The organism is Halobacillus sp. ABA4_118 (assembly GCF_056160205.1).
The window spans coordinates 118992-136876 of sequence record NZ_JBSWWS010000001.1 but is presented as its reverse complement, the minus strand read 5'-3'; the positions used below and the strand labels follow the sequence as shown (position 1 = coordinate 136876).

Sequence of the window (17885 nt, the reverse complement as noted above, 5' to 3'; positions counted from 1 at the left end):
CCCGAGTGCGGTTAACCCCCGCCGTAGTCATGCCGCGTTACAGGCATTCCAAGCTGACAGGTGCAGAACCTGTAACCAGGGTGGTACCGCGGAAAAACTCCCGTCCCTGCCGATGAAGGCAGAGGCGGGAGTTTTTATGTTTCTTCGTTCGTTACGGTCTCTCTATATATACTTAAGGAGGCAGCTTTATTATGAGAAATTTGACATCTGCTGACGTGCGTCAAATGTTTCTGGACTTTTTCAAAGAAAAAGGTCACAGCGTAGAACCCAGCGCATCACTCGTTCCCCACGAAGATCCGACGCTGTTATGGATCAACAGTGGTGTAGCGACATTGAAAAAATACTTCGATGGCCGCGTGATTCCGGATAACCCGAGAATTGTCAATGCCCAGAAATCCATCCGTACCAACGATATTGAAAATGTCGGCTTTACCGCCCGTCACCATACGTTTTTCGAAATGCTTGGTAATTTTTCCATCGGCGATTATTTCAAGAAAGAAGCGATGGCATGGGCCTGGGAATTCTTAACGAGTGACAAGTGGATCGGCTTTGATCCTGAGAAGCTCTCGGTAACTGTTCACCCTGAAGATGACGAGGCGTTCCAAATCTGGAGAGACAGCATCGGACTTCCGGAAGAGCGTATCATCCGCATTGAAGAAAACTTCTGGGATATCGGCGAAGGCCCGAGCGGACCCAACACGGAAATTTTCTATGACCGCGGGGAAGCGTTCGGCAGTGACGCCGGTGATCCTGAATTGTATCCAGGCGGTGAGAATGAGCGTTACCTGGAAATCTGGAACCTTGTATTCTCCCAGTTTAACCACAATCCGGATGATACCTACACGCCGCTTCCGAAGAAAAACATTGATACAGGGATGGGGCTTGAGCGGATCGTCTGTGTGATCCAGGAAACAGAGACGAACTTTGAAACAGACTTGTTCAAACCGATTATCGAAGCGACAGAGACAATGACCTCACACAAATACGGCGGCAGCGTCGAAGGAGATTCTTCCTTCAAGGTCATCGCGGACCATATGAGAACCGTCACGTTTGCTGTCAGCGATGGGGCTCTGCCTTCAAACGAAGGGCGCGGCTATGTTCTCCGCCGGCTGCTGCGTCGTGCGGTGCGATTTGCTAAACAGATCGGTATTGATAAGCCGTTCATGTATAAGCTTGTACCTGAAGTTTCCAATATCATGGTCGATTTCTATCCAGAAGTGAAGAAGAAAGAAGCCTTCATTCAGAACGTGATCCAGACAGAGGAAGAACGTTTCCACGAAACACTGAATGATGGTCTTCAAATTCTTTCCACCATCATGAAAGAGGAAACGGAAAAAGGAAGCACTGTCTTCCCTGGAACGGAAGTGTTCCGTCTGTATGATACGTACGGATTCCCGAAAGAACTGACAGAAGAGTATGTAGCTGAAGCAGGCTTTACCATTGATGAAGCCGGCTTTAAGGAAGAGATGGAGAAACAGCGGCAACGTGCCCGCAGTGCCCGCCAGAAAACCGATTCCATGCAGGTCCAGGACGGTGTGCTTGGTGAGGTCCATGTAGACAGTACTTTTGTCGGATATGATCAGCTTACGGTTCCTTCCACGTTGGTGGAATTAATTAAAGACAAAGGTTTCGCCGAGAAAGCGGAGGAAGGCGACACCGTTTATCTTTTCTTGTCTGAAACACCATTCTACGCTGAAAGCGGCGGACAGATGGCCGATAAAGGCTGGATTAAAACAGATCACGGTGTGCTTGAAGTGACGAATGTCCAAAAAGCTCCGAACGGACAGCACATGCATGAAGCGTTCGTGAAGGAAGGAACGATTGAAAAAGGGGCACAGGTCACAGCAGAAGTCGACCAGGGAAGCCGTTCGTTCATTGTGAAAAACCATACGGCCACCCACCTGCTGCATCAGGCCCTGAAAGATGTTCTTGGTGAGCATGTGAACCAGGCAGGCTCTCTTGTCGCTCCAGATCGTCTGCGTTTTGATTTCTCTCACTTTGGAGCGGTAACCAATGAGGAAATGGAAAAAATCGAAGCGATCGTCAACGAAAAAGTGTGGCAGTCCATCCCGGTTTCCATTGAAATCAACTCCATTGAGGAAGCTAAAGCCAAAGGAGCGATGGCGCTCTTTGGTGAAAAGTATGGCGACACGGTCCGAGTCGTTCAAGTAGGCGACTACAGCCTGGAGCTCTGCGGAGGCTGTCACGTGCTGAATACAGCGGAAATCGGCTTGTTCAAGATTGTATCTGAATCAGGAATCGGGGCAGGGACACGCAGGATTGAAGCGGTCACGGCTAAAGATGCGTATCTTTATATGAATCAGAAAGCTTCTGTCCTGAAGCAGGCCGGAGCTCTATTGAAAACATCTCCTGAACAGGTGCCGGAACGCATTGAAACCCTTCATAAAGAAATGAAGGATCTTCAGAAGGAGAATGACTCCCTGGGCGCGAAGCTGTCCAATATGGAGGCAGCCAGCATTCTCGATGAAGTAGAGCAGGTGAATGGCGTAAATGTGCTTGCGAAACAGGTGGATGTAAAAGATATGAACGCATTGAGAACCATGGTGGATGATTTGAAACAGAAAATCGATTCAGGCATTATTCTACTGGCTGCTCCAAATGGAGAAAAAGTTCAGTTGATTGCCGGGGTTTCCAAGGATTTGGTCGAAGAAGGCTATCATGCCGGCAAATTGATCAAAGAAGCCGCCACTCTGTGCGGCGGCGGAGGAGGCGGTCGTCCGGATATGGCTCAGGCCGGAGGAAAAGACGCTTCCAAGATTCCGGACGCGCTGCAGTACGCCAAAGAGTATGCCGGTCAAAACTCTTAGTTTTTCCTGAACGAGATTTAGGTATATAATGGAGTAAATACATTTATGTGCGAGGTGACCGAAATGAGTTCAATGGATAAAACAATGCGTTTTAATTTTTCAGAAGAACCCTTCGATCAGGATGTCCAGTCTGTACTGCTTTCTGTTTACGGGGCGCTGCAGGAGAAGGGGTACAATCCGATCAACCAGATTGTCGGCTATCTGCTTTCCGGTGATCCTGCCTACATTCCCCGTCATCAGGATGCGAGAAATTTAATCCGTAAGATTGAACGTGATGAACTGATCGAGGAACTGGTCAAATTTTACATTAATGAGAATAAAGAGGGCAGTAAATGAAAAAAATAGGTTTGGATGTAGGCGAAAAAACGATAGGCATTGCCATCTCGGATGCCTTAGGCTGGACAGCCCAGGGCCTTAAAACACTTCACTGGGATGAACAGGACTATTCTACAGCGCGGGAAGAGCTGAAACAGATCATTGACGATCATCAGATTACGGAAGCTGTTGTCGGCTTTCCAAAAAATATGAACGGCACGGTCGGCCCGCGCGGAGAAGCCAGCCAGGTTTTCGCCTCCTGGTTGGAACAGGAATTTCAGCTCACTTCCCATCTATGGGATGAGCGGTTAACGACGATGGCAGCAGAACGCGTGCTGCTTGATGCTGATATGAGCCGGAAAAAAAGAAAGAAAGTCATTGATAAAATGGCAGCGGTCATGATTTTGCAGAGCTATTTAGATTCAAAACAATGAGGAGGATGTCTGTATGGCATTAGAAAAAGAAGAGCGCATTATTATCCCTGATGAAAATGGGGAAGAGCATTTATTTGAAGTCTTGTTCACTTTTGATGTGGAAAAGACCGGCCATTCCTATATCGCCGTTATTCCAGCTGAACAAAAGGATGGCGAGGAAGTGGAAGTCTTTGCTTTCCGTTTTGAAGAAAAAGGCAACGAGGAAGACGATCTTGCTCTTTATCAGATCGAATCAGATGATGAGTGGGAAATGGTTGAGGAAATGCTCAACACGCTGACAGATGAAAATCTGACATAATGCATGAAACGATAAAGCTGCCGGGAGCTCCCGGCAGCTTTTTTGTATGGGGACGATTGTTTTTGTATACCCTTGAGAAGAAGAACTATGTCACTGGCGTTCTTCGAATATTGTTGAAAATTCCGGGAATATGTAGAAAGATTCTCTCTACTTATAGTATAATGTACCGGATGAAAGGAGGAAGTCCGTTGTCTAATTCTGACTTTAAATCCCAATACCAAAAGAAATTGAAAAATAGAATAGAAGAAGCCGGCAAAGTGAGAAAAATTGTCGCCATCATTCTTACGGTTTTCACACTTGTGATTCTCATCGTAGGAATATCCGGGTACCTTTATGTGAAATCCGCACTCGAACCTGTCGATCCAGGAAATGATAAGCAGGTGGATGTGGAAATCCCGCTCGGTTCCTCTACTTCCAATATCGCTTCCATCCTTGAAGAGAACGATATCATCAAAAATGATATGATTTTCCGCTTCTATACAAAATTCAAAAATGAATCCGGTTTTCAAGCTGGAGACTATCAGTTCACATCCTCCATGACATTGGATGAGGTGATTGAATCTCTGAAATCCGGGAAACTGGTGAAGGATCCCGCTCTTACTGTCACTGTGCCGGAAGGACAGAATATAGAGCAGATTGCAGCTATTTACGCAGAAGAATTCTCCTTTACTGCTGAAGAATTCATGGACAAAATCAATGATGTCTCTTATGTGGAAATGCTGATGGAAGACTACCCTCAGCTGCTGACTGAGGATATCCTTGATGAGGATATCCGTTATCCACTGGAAGGATACTTATTTGCAGCCACCTATCCGATGTATGTCGAGGATCCAAGCATTGATCAAATCGTGAGGAAAATGCTGGACCAGACAACGAAAGTAGTCGCTCCCTACTATAGTCAAATCGAAGAACTGGATGATATAGAAAATGTCCACGATTTAGTGACCATGGCCTCCCTGTTGGAAAATGAAGCACGGACCGCAGAGAGCCGCCGGAAAATATCCGGTGTTTTTTATAACAGGCTGGAAGAAGATATGATGCTGCAGACCGATCCTACGGTCCTATATGCGAAAGGCGAGCATCAGGAAAAGGTCTACTACAAGGATCTGGAGATTGAGTCACCTTACAACACGTATCATGTGAAGGGCCTGCCTGTCGGACCGATTTCCAACTTCAATCAAAACTCCCTTCAGGCAGCTGTGGAACCTGTAGAGCATAATCATTTGTACTTCCTTGCAGACAGTGAGGGGGAAATTCATTATGCTGATACGCTGAAAGAGCATAATGAGCTGAAAGAAAAATACATCAATTAAATGACTGCGCATTACCTGTGCAAATGCAGTTTAGAACGGGACATTCTTTCATGAGTGTCCCGTTCCTTTTATAGGAAAACATAGAAGAATCCTTCCTTGCTATCCGTAATCCCCCCTTTAACGAGAGGGTTCTGAAGTTTCTGTAAACGAACGCAGCTCTAAAGAACAATGGCGTTACCAGAGAGATTTGTGTTAAAATAATGGGGTTGTAAAAATGATGTAAATTTGATGTGAAGGGATGAAGCAGGATGGAGCAGGAGAATTACCTACAATCGTTGCTCTCGAAGCCTTCTAAATCATTTCAAGATATGGAGTCGTTCGCTGAAGAACATAAGATACCGATTATGGAGCCGTTGGGAATGAACTTCCTTATGCAGCTGATCCGTATGCAGAAGCCGGAGCGGATTCTGGAAATCGGGACAGCCATCGGCTATTCAGCCCTGTGTATGCTGGAGGCCTATCCTGCAGCCCGTATTACGACCGTTGAAAGAGATGAATGGCGCTATAAGGAAGCCTTGAAAAATATAGAAAACATAGAGGCCGGGGACCGTGTTTCTGTCATCTTTGGGGATGCGCTGGAAACAGGGGACCAAGCACGTGAAGAAGGCCCGTATGATGTGCTGTTCATTGATGCAGCCAAAGGGAAGTATGAGGAATTTTTCCACTTATATGCCCCGATGCTGAAGGATGACGGCGTCATCATTACGGATAACGTTCTATTTAAAGGCTATGTTGCTGATGACCGGGAAGCCAGTCCACGGATGGCGAAAATAGCGGGTAAAATCCGTAAGTTCAACGAATGGCTTGTCAAACACCCGGATTATGATACAACGATTGTGCCCATCGGGGACGGCGTTGCCATTACAAAGAAGAAAAGCAGTCACAGCTGACTCACGGATGGGATGAAAGGAGAACCACGTAACTATGAACGATAAACCGGTAGTCATTGGTGTAGCAGGTGGTACAGGTTCTGGGAAAACGAGTGTTACCAGATCCATTATCCAGCGCTTCACGGATAAAACTTTATTGATGATCGAACAGGATTATTATTATAAGGATCAAAGCGATGTCCCTTTTGAGGAGAGACTTGAAACGAACTATGATCATCCTCTTGCTTTTGATAATGACCTGTTGATGGAACATCTCCAACAGCTGATCGACCAGAAATCCGTTGAAAAGCCGGTGTATGATTATAAAATGCATACCCGTTCGGATGAGACGATCCACGTGGAGCCGAAGGAAGTCATCATTGTTGAAGGGATCCTTGTTTTGGAGGATGAGCGCCTCCGTGATATGATGGATATTAAAGTGTTTGTCGACACAGATGCTGATGTTCGGATTATCCGCCGCATGATGAGAGACATTAATGAGCGGGGACGCACCCTGGATTCGGTGATTGAGCAGTATATTAATGTCGTCCGCCCGATGCATCTTCAATTTGTAGAACCTACGAAAAGGTATGCGGACATCATCATTCCAGAAGGTGGACAGAACCACGTGGCTATTGATCTGATGGCTTCGAAAATCCAGACGGTTCTCTATGAAAAGGGTTTACTGATAGACGAAGAAAATAGTTGAAATACTGGCAAAAATCTGGCATAGTTTTCAATAGTAGTTCTAAAACTTTATGTCCTCGGGTAAAGTATAGTGAATCTCTACAATGAGCGTACAGATGTACTGCTCATTTCCTATATTAAGGACATCTCATTTTTTCTTGTACTAAAGGAGTGTAGACGGACCATGGCAGAAGAAAAAAGTTATTATATGACAGAAGAAGGAAAACAGAAGCTCGAAGATGAGCTTCATCACCTGAAAACAGAGCGCCGTAAAGAAGTGGTGGAACGGATTAAGATTGCCCGCGGCTTCGGCGACCTTTCCGAGAACTCGGAGTATGATGCAGCGAAGGACGAGCAGGCCTTTGTTGAAGCGCGTATCACACAGGTGGAAAATATGATCCGCAATGCCGTTATTATTGAGAATGACAATCAGAATCCTGACACGGTAACAATGGGTAAATCCGTAACCTTCAAGGAACTTCCTGATGGAGATGAGGAAACGTATACCATTGTCGGCAGTGCAGAAGCTGATCCTTTCGAAGGGAAAATCTCCAACGATTCTCCGATGGCCCAGAGCCTGATCGGGCACGTTGTCGGTGATAAAGTGAAAGTAGCCACACCAGGTGGAGAGATTGACGTTCAAATTATTACGGTGGAATAGAACGAAAGACAGGGGATGCCCCTGTCTTTTTCTTCATCTATATTTATAGACCAAAGGGGAGCTGTTATTCCCCGGGAAATAGAGAGGACCTTGGATGGATTGGTCATAACAGCCGGATATTGTATAATGTACGGCGTATTCAAAGGAGGAAATGAACATGGCAGATAAGCATACATCCGAGTCCCGTACCGGGCGTTTTGAAAAAAAGCGTCAATGGACCAAACGACTTCCGTGGCTTGCAGGAGCGGCCGGGATATTTGCAGTGCTGTTGATTTCTTTGATGTTATTTAACGGAGATGATCAGACCGGACAAGCTCAGAATCCGGAGGAAGAACAGCAGGTGGACACTACAAAGGATGACACCCAGGAGGAACAAGAGAAAGAAACTGAAAAAGAACCTGAGGAAGAAGCCGATCCTGACAAAACAAGCGTATCCCTGGAAGGATTTGAAGAACTGGAGCCGATTAAGGAAGAGGAAGGCCTGCAGATAGAAGAAAGCGACGACCCTAACGTAGAAAGTGTCGTAACTAAGGACTGGCCGGTTATTCCGACAGAAATGGATACGAACGGCAGTCACGGCATTTCGTACATTGAGGGTACACAGGACTACAAAGAGCTTCAGGAAGCTGTCAGAAGCGCTGTGAACCTTTCTGAGGACAATATTATTTATTGGTGGATTGGAAACGATGGCGGCCCGCAAAAAGCTGTAGCCACCGTTTCTGATAAGAGTGAAACCGGCTATCTTCGTGTGCATGTCCAATGGGTGGACAACGAAGGATACAAACCGGTGAAACTGGAAGTACTAAAAGAAAAAGTCGTGGAAAGATAGAAAGGACGTATGGATGATGGCGATTGGAATTATTGGAGCAATGGATGAGGAAGTCGAACGCCTGCAGGCGGAAATGACGGATAAGGTAGAAAAAGAAACGGCTGGGAGCTTGTTTATCGAAGGCATGCTGCGAGGGAAAAAAGTCGTTCTCCTTAAATCAGGAATAGGCAAAGTAAACGCAGCTGTTTCGACAACCATTCTGCATGAGCAGTATGAGATTGAAAGTGTCATCAATACCGGATCCGCGGGTGGTTTCGCTGAAGACCTGGAAGTCGGAGATATTGTCGTATCCGACTTTGTTACGCATCACGATGTTGACGTAACAGCTTTCAAGTACGCCTACGGCCAGGTGCCTGGTATGCCGGCGATGTATGAGGCGGACACTGTCCTGGTGGAAAAAGCGATGAAGGCGGTCGGGAGCACAAATGCCCGTGCGGCCAAAGGGATTATTGCGACCGGTGATTCCTTCATGCAGGATCCGGAGAAGGTGGCTTTCGTCAGAGGCCGCTTTCCTGAAATGATCGCTGCCGAAATGGAAGCGGCAGCCATCGCCCAGGTTTGCTACAAATACGGCACACCCTTTGTCGTGCTGCGTGCGTTATCCGACATAGCGGGAAAAGAGTCTTCCATTTCCTTTGATCAGTTTCTACCTGTTGCTGCCGAAAATGCAGCACAGATGATCATGACGATGATCGAAGCCGATTGACAGCCTTTTCCACCTTTTTTGATACCTCCATTATGATACGATGATGGAAATCGGGAGGTGGAGGAGTTGGCATCAAGAGAAGCTTCATCCGTGAAATTAAAAGACTATCAAAGATTTGTTTTGACACTCATCATTTTAAGCGCTTATCTTTATGCAGGAGCGTTAATCAGTCTGTATGTGTATGAATCCCGGGCTCATTTATATATGTACCCTGTTATATCCGCTTCATCAGCGGCTGCCTTTTTCATGATTCTTAAAATGAAAAAGTGGAAACAGCAGTCGGTCGGGGAATAAATACCGAAAAAGCTTCATTGACTATTGTCAATGAAGCTTTTTTTATGAAAGGCCTCCCTGCTTACTCTGCTTATAAAATTCATGAAAAATCTTCATTAATGCCCTTTTTTCAATACGGGAGACATAGCTTCTTGATATCCCAAGTTCCTTGGCAATCTCCCTCTGTGTCTTCTCCTCTGTTTGATTCAGCCCATATCTGAAGATAATCACCTCTTTTTCCCGATCATCAAGCACATTAATAAAATCCTTGATCTTTTCAAGCTCCATGTGAAGCTGGATTTCCTCAACGATGTCGGTGACATCTGCCTGCAGAATATCGAGGAGGTTGAGTTCATTCCCTTCCTTGTCGTGTCCGATCGGATCCTGAAGGGAAACATCCTTGCTCATTTTCTTCGTGGATCTGAGGTGCATTAAAATTTCATTTTCGATACACCGGGCGGCATAAGTGGCCAGTTTTGTTCCTTTTCCAGTCGAGTAGCTTTCAATCCCCTTGATCAGTCCTATCGTTCCAATCGAGATCAAGTCCTCGAAATCTTCCTTCGTATTCTCGAACTTCTTGACGATGTGTGCCACAAGACGGAGGTTATGTTCGATCAGTTTGTTCCGTGCCTCATGACTGCCCTCGGCCATCAACTGGAGCTGCTTGGCTTCTTCTTCCGGTGAGAGGGGGTTGGGGAAGGCCTGGTTTTTTACATAGGACATGAAAAAGAGGGACTCTTTGAAAAAATAAAGGATCGAAGCAATCAGACTGCTCATGGATGCACCTCCTCATGAATTAGGCAACTGCCTATCTCATGTGTATGTAGAGAAAAGGGGCTCCGTGCTTGTCTGCAATTAAAAATAAAAGGCATAACGAAGGAGATGAGGAAGATCTTCATGATAAAGAAAAACCCGTGCGGTGTTTGAAACTCGCACGGGTTTTGACGTATAAAAACGTTTGTCTACGCTTCTTAATTCTTTATGAATCCTGAGCCTGGTTTTTTCGTTCCTTTTCCAGATCTTCTGCATAATCATCCTGCACACTTTTATCCCATAGGGGCACGCCGGCCCGGTAGGCGGCTCTCGAAATCATATGACCGGATACAGGGGCGGTCAGAAGGACAAAGAAGATTCCAAGCAGCAGTTTCCCGCTGACGATTCCATTCTCTACATAGAGAAAGAGGAATGCACCGATCATTATGCCGGCCACTCCGAGTGTAGAACTCTTTGTAGCCGCATGGAGACGGGTATAGACATCGGGGAACCGAAGAATCCCAATGGACCCTGAAACAAGGAAAAAGGCACCGCTCAGCAGGAATAGACAAATGACAATATCAAAGATGAGGTTAATCCACGTCCCGCTCAATAATAACACCCTTTTCTAAGAATTTCGCCAGAGCTACTGTTCCGATAAACAGGAGAATTCCGATCAGCAGCACGACGTCATTGAATTTGGTTGTCACAAGCAGGACGGCAATCAGCCCTGCGAGGGCCATTAAATTAATTCCGATGGTATCCAGAGCAACGGCCCGGTCCGGGTTTGTCGGACCGAGAATCGCTCTGTAAAGAAGAAGGATGACAGATGCAGCAACCGCTACAATGGCGATGATGGCTGAAGTTTCAATCAGTGTCTGTGTTGTATCTAAAACAGCCTCCATTTAACGTGTCACCTCCATGATTTGTTTTTCAAATGAATTCTTAATATCATTAATGCTTTCCTGTACGTCGGGAATATCCATCGCATGAATATAAATCTTTGTATGGTCCTCACTGACTACAACAGACAGCGTTCCAGGGGTCAATGTAATCAGGTTGGCAAGCAGCGTAATTTCAAAATTCGTTTTTACATCAATGGGAAGGGCGAAAATCCCCGGCTGCATATCCTGCTTCGGTTTGTACACATATTTCAGTATATCCAGGTTGGACAGGATCAGCTCCCGTACAAACAGGAGAATCAGCTGGACAAACTTCCACGTCCGTTTCATGTAAAAGGAATCAGGGACGAAACGACGTAAGAGAAACAGAAGAATAATCCCGAGAATATAGCCGACAAGAAAAGAGGTGAATGTGTAACTTTCACTCAGGAACATCCACATGATGGCGATAATGATGTTCAGTACAATTTGTAATGGCATCGGCTTCTACTCCTTTAATACAGAATCAATGTAGATTTCCGGATCCATTAAGTATTGGGCGATGGACTCCACTACGGGGAAGAACCATTCAGCGCCAACGCCTAACAGCACGGAAAGCGTTAATAGAAATACAGCCGGGTAAACCATACGGCTGCCTTTTTCTTTCCGATCCGGCCGAGGGATATCGGTCTTGTCTCCCCAGAATCCTCTGATGAAAATACGAATCATCGAGAATAGAATCAACAGACTCGACATCAACGCCACAATGACTATCATAACTTCTTCCTGCCCAACAGCTCCCCGGATCAACTGCAGCTTGCCGATAAATCCGCTGAACGGAGGTATTCCGGCCAGAACAAGAGAAGCAAGGAACATCATCCACCCGAGTAAAGGATAGTGGTGGATCAAGCCTCCCATTTTTCTTAAATCCGATGTGCCGGCCACATATACCGTGGCACCGGCCAGGATGAAGAGGGCGGCTTTAATAATCATGTCATGAATAAGGTAATACACCGTACCACTTAGAGAAACTTCAGAGAAGATCCCGATCCCCATCAGCATGAACCCGACAGCTGGAATGATGTTATACGCAACAATCAGCTTCACGTTGTGCGTGGATAAAGCGCCGATCACACCGAAGATCATTGTCAGTGCGGCGAGGTAGATGAACAAGGTATGCGTCATATCCACCTGCTGATTGAACATAAGTGTGAAGGTCCGCAGGATAGAGTAGATTCCGACCTTCGTCAGCAGCGCTCCAAAGAGTGCAGAAACGACGGCATTCGGTGCTGAATAAGGTCTTGGAAGCCAGTAGTACAGCGGGAACACGGCTGCTTTTGTAGCAAAAACGAAAAACAGCAGAATGCCAATGGTTGTTAAGATCCCCTGCTGTTCGACTTCCTGCACACGCTGGGCAATCTGCGCCATGTTGACGGTTCCCACAACAGAGTAGAGAAAGCTGATCGTTGTAACAAACAGCATGGAAGAAAACAGGTTGATTAAGACGTACTTAATCGATTCCCGAAGCTGGGCTTTTCCATTCCCGAGAACGATCAATCCGTACGAAGCCATCAATAGAACTTCAAAGAAAACGAAGAGGTTGAATAAGTCTCCGGTAAGGAAGGCTCCACTGACCCCTGCAATCAGCAGGAAGAAAAAGCTGTAAAAATAGAAGGACTCTTCTTTTTCTGTTAAAGACTTAGGAGCGAAAAATACGGCCGCCACACCAATGATATTGGTGGTCAGAACGAGGACGGCTGCTAATAAATCACCGACAAGAACAATTCCGAACGGTGCTTCCCAGCTTCCGACCTCAAGGACGATGGTCCCCTGACTGCGGATGGTCATAAAGACGTACCCAACCACAATCAGGTTGATCACCGCTGTAATCTGGGAAAAGGAGCGGACCAGTTTTGTTTTCTTGTGTATAAAGGCAGTTATGATTCCTGCCAAAAGCGGCAGCAGAATCGGCAGTATAGCTAAATTACTCATAGTCGTTACCCCTCAGTTGCTCCATATTATCCGTACCATTGATTTTAGCGGCACGATAGGCAAGGACCAGCAGAAGGCTGGTGACCCCAAAGCTGATAACAATGGACGTCAAAATCAAAGCCTGTGGGAGCGGATCTGTGTACTTCTCGATTCCTTCTGTCAGAACCGGGGGTGCCCCCCGTTTCAGCTCTCCCATTGTAAGAATGAACAAGTGGGCTCCATGGGAAATGAGCCCCGTTCCAATAATGATTCTCAGCAATTGTTTTTGAAGGAGGTTATACACGCCGGTGGTGAATAAAATACCGGCTAATACAGCCATAATGAATTCCATTGTTATTCATCCTCCTTCGGTTTCTTTAATCGGATTAATCCGTAAATGGCCATGGCGGCGATTCCGAGAACGACGATTTCAAACAACGTATCGAGACCACGGAAGTCAACAAGAATGACGTTGACGATGTTATCTCCGCCTCCAAGCTTATAGGAGTTCTTAACGAAGTATTCGGCGATGGAATCAAACCATTTACTGCTGTGGGCGGAGATGGCAACCATTGTCATGAGTGCCCCGAAGCCGACAGAGATAATCACGTTAAGAACCTGCGTGCTCATCGGCTGATCTTTCTTCTTCAGCTTAGGAAGGTGATAGAACACAAGCAGGAATAGAGCTACTGTTACGGTTTCCACGATGAGCTGAGTCAAGGCCAGGTCAGGAGCCCTGTAAAGGACGAACAGCATGGAAAGTCCGTATCCAACGACTCCCAGAATTAAAATGGCCGCGATCCGGTTGTTGGTCAGGGCTGTACCGATGGCTGCCAAGACCATAGTGACAGCTACAGCAATTTCAGGTGCGGTAATTCTGGATAAGTTGGACGTATCCACGGTAAATCCGCCGGTCAGAGCCATAAAGGCAAAGCTGACGATTAAGATGGCTGCAAGAATCAAGCGGACATAGCGCCCGAGCGATCCGTTCATATAGCCTTTGGTGATGACTCCGGAATACCTCTCCGTCCGATCGACAAGCCCATCATAAAACTTGTTCAGATTCAGACGTCCAGGCAGGAAGTTGTACACCGGTGACCAAACCTTCCTTGATATGGCCAGAATTGCACCGAAAACCACAACGGTTAAGGACATGACAAACGGCGGGATAATACCGTGCCAGAATGTAATATGTTTTTCATCAAGGGTTGTGCCTTTAACGGCCTCCGCCGCATGGGCGATGAACGATCCGTTCACAAGGAACGGGAATAAACCGATAATGATCACACCAGCGACCAGAATCATCGGAGATACAAGCATTCCGATTGGAGCCTCGTGTGGTTTTTTCGGAAGCTGATCAATCTTCGCACGTCCTCGGAAGGTGCCGAAGAAGAAATACATGGAATAGACGAATGTGAAAATGCTCCCCAGAACAGCCAGGTAAGGAATCACACTCATCATAAAACCAGAGAAACCAGCGGCTGATGCTTCCAGGTGAAGGGAAGATTCAAAGAACATTTCTTTACTATAGAAGCCGTTTAGGAACGGCAGCGGGACACCGGCCATAGAGAATGAGGCAAAAACAGCCAGCGTCGCTGTGATCGGCAGATAAGTCATCAAGCCGCCAAGACGGCGGATATCCCTTGTCCCTGTTTCATGGTCAATGATTCCGGCAACCATGAAGAGGCTCCCTTTAAAGGTAGCGTGGTTCAAAATATGGAATACTGCGCCAAACACGGCGGCTTTCGTTCCGAAACCGAGCATCGCCATAATCATTCCCAATTGACTGATGGTGGAAAAGGCGAGAATTCCTTTCAAGTCTGTCTGACGGACAGCCATATAAGATCCCCAGCATAATGTAACAATCCCAGCTGTGGACACAATAATGAAGAACCATTCACTGGAAGATAACATCGGAGAGTACCTGGCAACTAAATAAATCCCTGCTTTAACCATGGTTGCTGAGTGAAGATAAGCACTGACAGGCGTCGGTGCCTCCATGGCATCAGGGAGCCAGATGTGGAAAGGAAACTGTGCGGATTTCGTGAAAGCCCCTAAGAGAAGCAGACTTAAAATCAGCGGGAAGTATTCACTGTTTAAAACCAGCTGCTGCTGATCAATCATTGCTCGGATACTTGTTGTATTCGTTAACACACTCATGTAAATCAACGCACCCAGCAGGCTCAAGCCCCCGAACACGGTGATCAGCATGGATTTAAGTGCACCATACCGAGATTCCTGTTTATAATTCCAAAAACCGATTAACAGGAAAGAAGACAATGACGTAAATTCCCAGAAGCTGTACAGGGCAAATACGTTGTCGGAGAGAACGACACCGAGCATCGATCCCATGAAAATAAGAAAATACACGTAGAAATGGCCCAGCTGCTCAGATTTATGTAGATAGTAAATCGAGTAGAAAGCCACTAAGGCACCGATTCCACTGATAAGAAGAACAAACAGCAGACTCAGGCCATCCAGGTGGAAAACCATGTTGATCCCAAGCGAGGGAATCCATGAGTATTCCTGGACGACAGGTTCAAAACCTGTTCCGATATGACGGACAAAGTAAATAAAAATGACCACAGGCACAAGTGTTACAAAAAAGCCCGGGTGCAGCTTTTCTTTCCATCTGCTTAAGAATGGAATGAAAACAGCAAGAATAAAAGGCAGTAATACGGCCACCAGCATGCGGATAATTCCTCCTTTGGCTATGTTTCATCTATTTGGTTCGTATAGGGATGATGACAGCCTTGTATCCATTCAATTGTAATCAAAAAAACGGTCATTATTCAACTGTAGCATACCAGCAGCAGCATGTTGTAGACTTATTTTAGTCTTTCCTTATAAATAAGAAGAGACACATCAATAATAAAAATAAAAAAACACAAAAAAACATTCATTCTCCAGAGAGAAACGAATGTTTACGATGAAGCTTGTTTATTTTATCTACCCGACGCGGGGAATCGTTTTTTCCAATTGGTTCTGAATGGCTCTTTTTTTGATTTCATTACTGATCTGTTCGACAAATTCTTCGGAAAGATTGAGTTCAATAGCTTTGTGGTAAGATTGTATAAGCAGGGAATCCGATAATTGCTTCATACCGCTGTCACTCATGTGACAGTCACCTCCCGTTTTCTTAATCTCTCAACGTCCGTCTTTGAATGTATGTTTACCTTACCATGACCCGAAATTTGCCACAATATAGAAGTTATCTACAAGAAAATGTAGATAACTAATTGAAAAAACCATCTAGGTTTAGTGATAACAAAGAAGTTACTGTGTGGAAAATGTGTATAAACTTATCCACAGCCCGGTTTTGTCGGTAAATGTCGAACGAATTTTGTTCTTAATGGAAGACCTTTTGAAACATAATGAAATTTTGTATATGATGGTGAAGGAGATTTTGCCGTTGTATAAGAGATGGAGTGAGTTGATGTTAAATAATTTTCTGCCTGATGAACACGTTCCAAGTGTATTTGATATAGATCCACAGGAACTCAAGGACAAAGGAATCAAAGGTGTTATCACAGATCTGGATAATACGCTGGTAGCCTGGGATGTTCCTGATGCTACCGAAGAAATTCAGGCATGGTTTAAAAAGATGAACAGTCATGGAATTCAGGTGACCATCGCTTCAAACAATAATGAAGCGCGTGTGAAATTGTTTTCGGAGCCTTTGGATGCCACTTTTATTCACAGCGCCCGGAAGCCCCTGTCCAAAGCGTTCAAGAAAGCACGCAAGCAGATGAATTTAAATAAGAACGAGGTTGCTGTTATCGGTGACCAGCTTCTCACAGATGTTCTTGGAGGCAACTCTGCAGGTTACCATACCATTCTCGTCGTACCGATCGTCGAAACAGACGGATTTGTTACCCGTTTTAACCGGAAGATTGAGCGGCGGATTTTAAACTGGATGAGAAGAAAAGGGAAAATTACATGGCAGAGGAGAGATGGATAATGGCAGAGATTCAATGCCAGGGATGCGGAGCGGACATACAGACAACAAACCCTGAACAACCGGGTTACGCCCCCGCTTCCGCTTTAAATCGGGAGGACATCATTTGCAAGCGGTGCTTCCGGCTGAAACACTATAACGAGGTGCAGGATGTGCCGTATCAGGATGATGATTTCCTGGAGATGCTCAATCAGATCAATGGGACGAAAAGCCTCGTCATCCAGCTGATTGATATTTTTGATTTCAATGGAAGTTTTATTCCAGGTTTGAAACGACTGACCGGGAATAATCCTGTTCTTCTTGTAGGGAATAAGATGGACGTGCTGCCAAAGTCAGTGAACCATAACAAGGTGAAGCACTGGCTGAAGCGATCCGCCAGGGAAAATGGTTTGGAAGTCGAGGATGTGTTCCTGATTTCCGCTGAAAAAAACCAGGGTGTCGAAGAATTATCAAGAGCCGTAGAGGATTACCGTAACGGAAAAGATGTTTATGTAGTAGGGACGACGAACGTAGGAAAATCAACGTTCATCAACACCCTCATTTCCAACACATCAGGAGTGAAGGATGCGATTACGACTTCTTACTTCCCGGGAACGACTCTTGGATTCATCGATATCCCGCTGGATGAGCAGAGTTCTATGTTCGATACACCCGGGGTGATCCACCGTCATCAGATGGCCCACTACGTGTCGGATAAAGACTTGAAATTGATTACACCCCGCAAAGAAGTGAAGCCGAAGGTCTATCAGCTGAATGAACAACAGACTCTGTTTATCGGTGGACTGGCCAGGCTTGATTTTGAAAAAGGGGAGCGTTCGTCCTTTATCGGTTATTTCTCCAATGAACTCCACATTCACCGGACGAAAATGGAAAAAGCCGATGACTTGTATAAAAATCATTTAGGGGAGCTTCTAACACCACCGGATCAGGATACAAAAGAGAAGCTGCCTCCTTTGAAAGCCCAGACGTTGAAAATTACGGAGCCTAAGACAGATATCGTATTTTCGGGACTGGGATGGATCACTGTGCCAGAAGGAGATGTCACAGTAACGGCTCACGTGCCGGAAGGTGTGAAAGTATCCCTTCGTTCATCACTCATTTAGGGGGAG

The 17885-nt window shown here is 45.8% G+C and carries 21 protein-coding genes; 13 read left to right on the top strand and 8 right to left on the bottom strand.

The annotated features are described in order from the left end of the window. The first annotated feature begins 191 nt into the window (after nt 1-191). The 11 genes from alaS (at nt 192) to ACXAGL_RS00740 (ending at nt 9234) form a co-directional block, all read left to right on the top strand. On the top strand, nt 192-2828 hold the full coding sequence (alaS, locus tag ACXAGL_RS00790) for an alanine--tRNA ligase (protein WP_474989431.1): 2637 nt from the start codon (nt 192-194) through the stop codon (nt 2826-2828). A gap of 63 nt (nt 2829-2891) precedes the next feature. Beyond that, a complete protein-coding gene (locus ACXAGL_RS00785) occupies nt 2892-3164 on the top strand; it encodes an IreB family regulatory phosphoprotein (protein WP_027955310.1) in 273 nt (90 codons plus the stop codon). Continuing rightward, nucleotides 3161-3577 (top strand): Holliday junction resolvase RuvX, encoded by a 417-nt coding sequence (ruvX, locus tag ACXAGL_RS00780; protein ID WP_474969063.1) that lies wholly within the window; start codon nt 3161-3163, stop codon nt 3575-3577. Before ACXAGL_RS00785 ends, ruvX begins: the two co-directional genes overlap by 4 nt. 13 nt (nt 3578-3590) lie before the next feature. Continuing rightward, nucleotides 3591-3875, top strand: a complete 285-nt coding sequence (locus ACXAGL_RS00775) for a DUF1292 domain-containing protein (protein ID WP_474969062.1) — start codon at nt 3591-3593, stop codon at nt 3873-3875. Between the two features lie 188 nt (nt 3876-4063). Continuing rightward, nucleotides 4064-5188 (top strand): endolytic transglycosylase MltG, encoded by a 1125-nt coding sequence (mltG, locus tag ACXAGL_RS00770; RefSeq protein ID WP_474989429.1) that lies wholly within the window; start codon nt 4064-4066, stop codon nt 5186-5188. A 248-nt stretch (nt 5189-5436) separates the two neighbouring features. Next, complete coding sequence (locus tag ACXAGL_RS00765; protein ID WP_474969060.1) at nt 5437-6078, top strand: O-methyltransferase; 642 nt, start codon at nt 5437-5439, stop codon at nt 6076-6078. Between the two features lie 34 nt (nt 6079-6112). Continuing rightward, nucleotides 6113-6766 carry a uridine kinase gene (gene udk / locus ACXAGL_RS00760; RefSeq protein ID WP_474969059.1) on the top strand — a complete coding sequence of 218 codons (654 nt, stop codon included), beginning with the start codon at nt 6113-6115 and terminating at the stop codon, nt 6764-6766. 162 nt (nt 6767-6928) lie between these two features. Then, nucleotides 6929-7405, top strand: coding sequence for a transcription elongation factor GreA (greA, locus tag ACXAGL_RS00755; protein ID WP_027955316.1), 477 nt, complete (start codon nt 6929-6931; stop codon nt 7403-7405). Between the two features lie 157 nt (nt 7406-7562). Then, on the top strand, nt 7563-8234 hold the full coding sequence (locus ACXAGL_RS00750) for a YrrS family protein (protein ID WP_474989427.1): 672 nt from the start codon (nt 7563-7565) through the stop codon (nt 8232-8234). A 16-nt stretch (nt 8235-8250) separates the two neighbouring features. Then, nucleotides 8251-8940 (top strand): 5'-methylthioadenosine/S-adenosylhomocysteine nucleosidase, encoded by a 690-nt coding sequence (gene mtnN / locus ACXAGL_RS00745; protein WP_474989425.1) that lies wholly within the window; start codon nt 8251-8253, stop codon nt 8938-8940. A 66-nt stretch (nt 8941-9006) separates the two neighbouring features. Continuing rightward, nucleotides 9007-9234 carry a YrhC family protein gene (locus tag ACXAGL_RS00740; RefSeq protein WP_474969056.1) on the top strand — a complete coding sequence of 76 codons (228 nt, stop codon included), beginning with the start codon at nt 9007-9009 and terminating at the stop codon, nt 9232-9234. A 42-nt stretch (nt 9235-9276) separates the two neighbouring features. On the opposite strand, the gene sigK is transcribed toward ACXAGL_RS00740, so the two are convergent. From sigK to sda, 8 genes are all read right to left on the bottom strand, one after another. Further along, nucleotides 9277-9990, bottom strand: a complete 714-nt coding sequence (gene sigK, locus ACXAGL_RS00735; protein ID WP_027955319.1) for an RNA polymerase sporulation sigma factor SigK — start codon at nt 9988-9990, stop codon at nt 9277-9279. Nucleotides 9991-10192: 202 nt separating this feature from the next. Further along, on the bottom strand, nt 10193-10579 hold the full coding sequence (gene mnhG / locus ACXAGL_RS00730) for a monovalent cation/H(+) antiporter subunit G (protein ID WP_474969055.1): 387 nt from the start codon (nt 10577-10579) through the stop codon (nt 10193-10195). Beyond that, a complete protein-coding gene (locus ACXAGL_RS00725) occupies nt 10560-10871 on the bottom strand; it encodes a Na(+)/H(+) antiporter subunit F1 (protein WP_474969054.1) in 312 nt (103 codons plus the stop codon). The genes mnhG and ACXAGL_RS00725 overlap by 20 nt, the downstream gene beginning before the upstream one ends. Continuing rightward, nucleotides 10872-11348, bottom strand: coding sequence for a Na+/H+ antiporter subunit E (locus tag ACXAGL_RS00720; RefSeq protein ID WP_474969053.1), 477 nt, complete (start codon nt 11346-11348; stop codon nt 10872-10874). It abuts the gene before it with no gap. A 6-nt stretch (nt 11349-11354) separates the two neighbouring features. Continuing rightward, on the bottom strand, nt 11355-12839 hold the full coding sequence (locus ACXAGL_RS00715; RefSeq protein WP_474969052.1) for a Na+/H+ antiporter subunit D: 1485 nt from the start codon (nt 12837-12839) through the stop codon (nt 11355-11357). Next, nucleotides 12832-13170 carry a Na(+)/H(+) antiporter subunit C gene (locus ACXAGL_RS00710; protein WP_027955324.1) on the bottom strand — a complete coding sequence of 113 codons (339 nt, stop codon included), beginning with the start codon at nt 13168-13170 and terminating at the stop codon, nt 12832-12834. Before ACXAGL_RS00710 ends, ACXAGL_RS00715 begins: the two co-directional genes overlap by 8 nt. Nucleotides 13171-13172: 2 nt before the next feature. Beyond that, nucleotides 13173-15509: a Na+/H+ antiporter subunit A gene (locus tag ACXAGL_RS00705; RefSeq protein ID WP_474969051.1), complete on the bottom strand. Its 2337-nt coding sequence runs from the start codon at nt 15507-15509 to the stop codon at nt 13173-13175. Nucleotides 15510-15767: 258 nt separating this feature from the next. After that, the gene (sda, locus tag ACXAGL_RS00700) at nt 15768-15935 is read right to left on the bottom strand and encodes a sporulation histidine kinase inhibitor Sda (protein ID WP_474969050.1); all 168 of its coding nucleotides are present in this window, start codon (nt 15933-15935) and stop codon (nt 15768-15770) included. A 235-nt stretch (nt 15936-16170) separates the two neighbouring features. Here sda and ACXAGL_RS00695 point away from each other — a divergent pair, with 235 nt between their 5' ends. Together ACXAGL_RS00695 and yqeH are read left to right on the top strand one after the other, a co-directional pair. Beyond that, on the top strand, nt 16171-16779 hold the full coding sequence (locus ACXAGL_RS00695) for a YqeG family HAD IIIA-type phosphatase (RefSeq protein ID WP_474970420.1): 609 nt from the start codon (nt 16171-16173) through the stop codon (nt 16777-16779). Continuing rightward, complete coding sequence (gene yqeH, locus ACXAGL_RS00690) at nt 16779-17879, top strand: ribosome biogenesis GTPase YqeH (protein WP_474969049.1); 1101 nt, start codon at nt 16779-16781, stop codon at nt 17877-17879. The genes ACXAGL_RS00695 and yqeH overlap by 1 nt, the downstream gene beginning before the upstream one ends. Nucleotides 17880-17885: the final 6 nt, after the last annotated feature.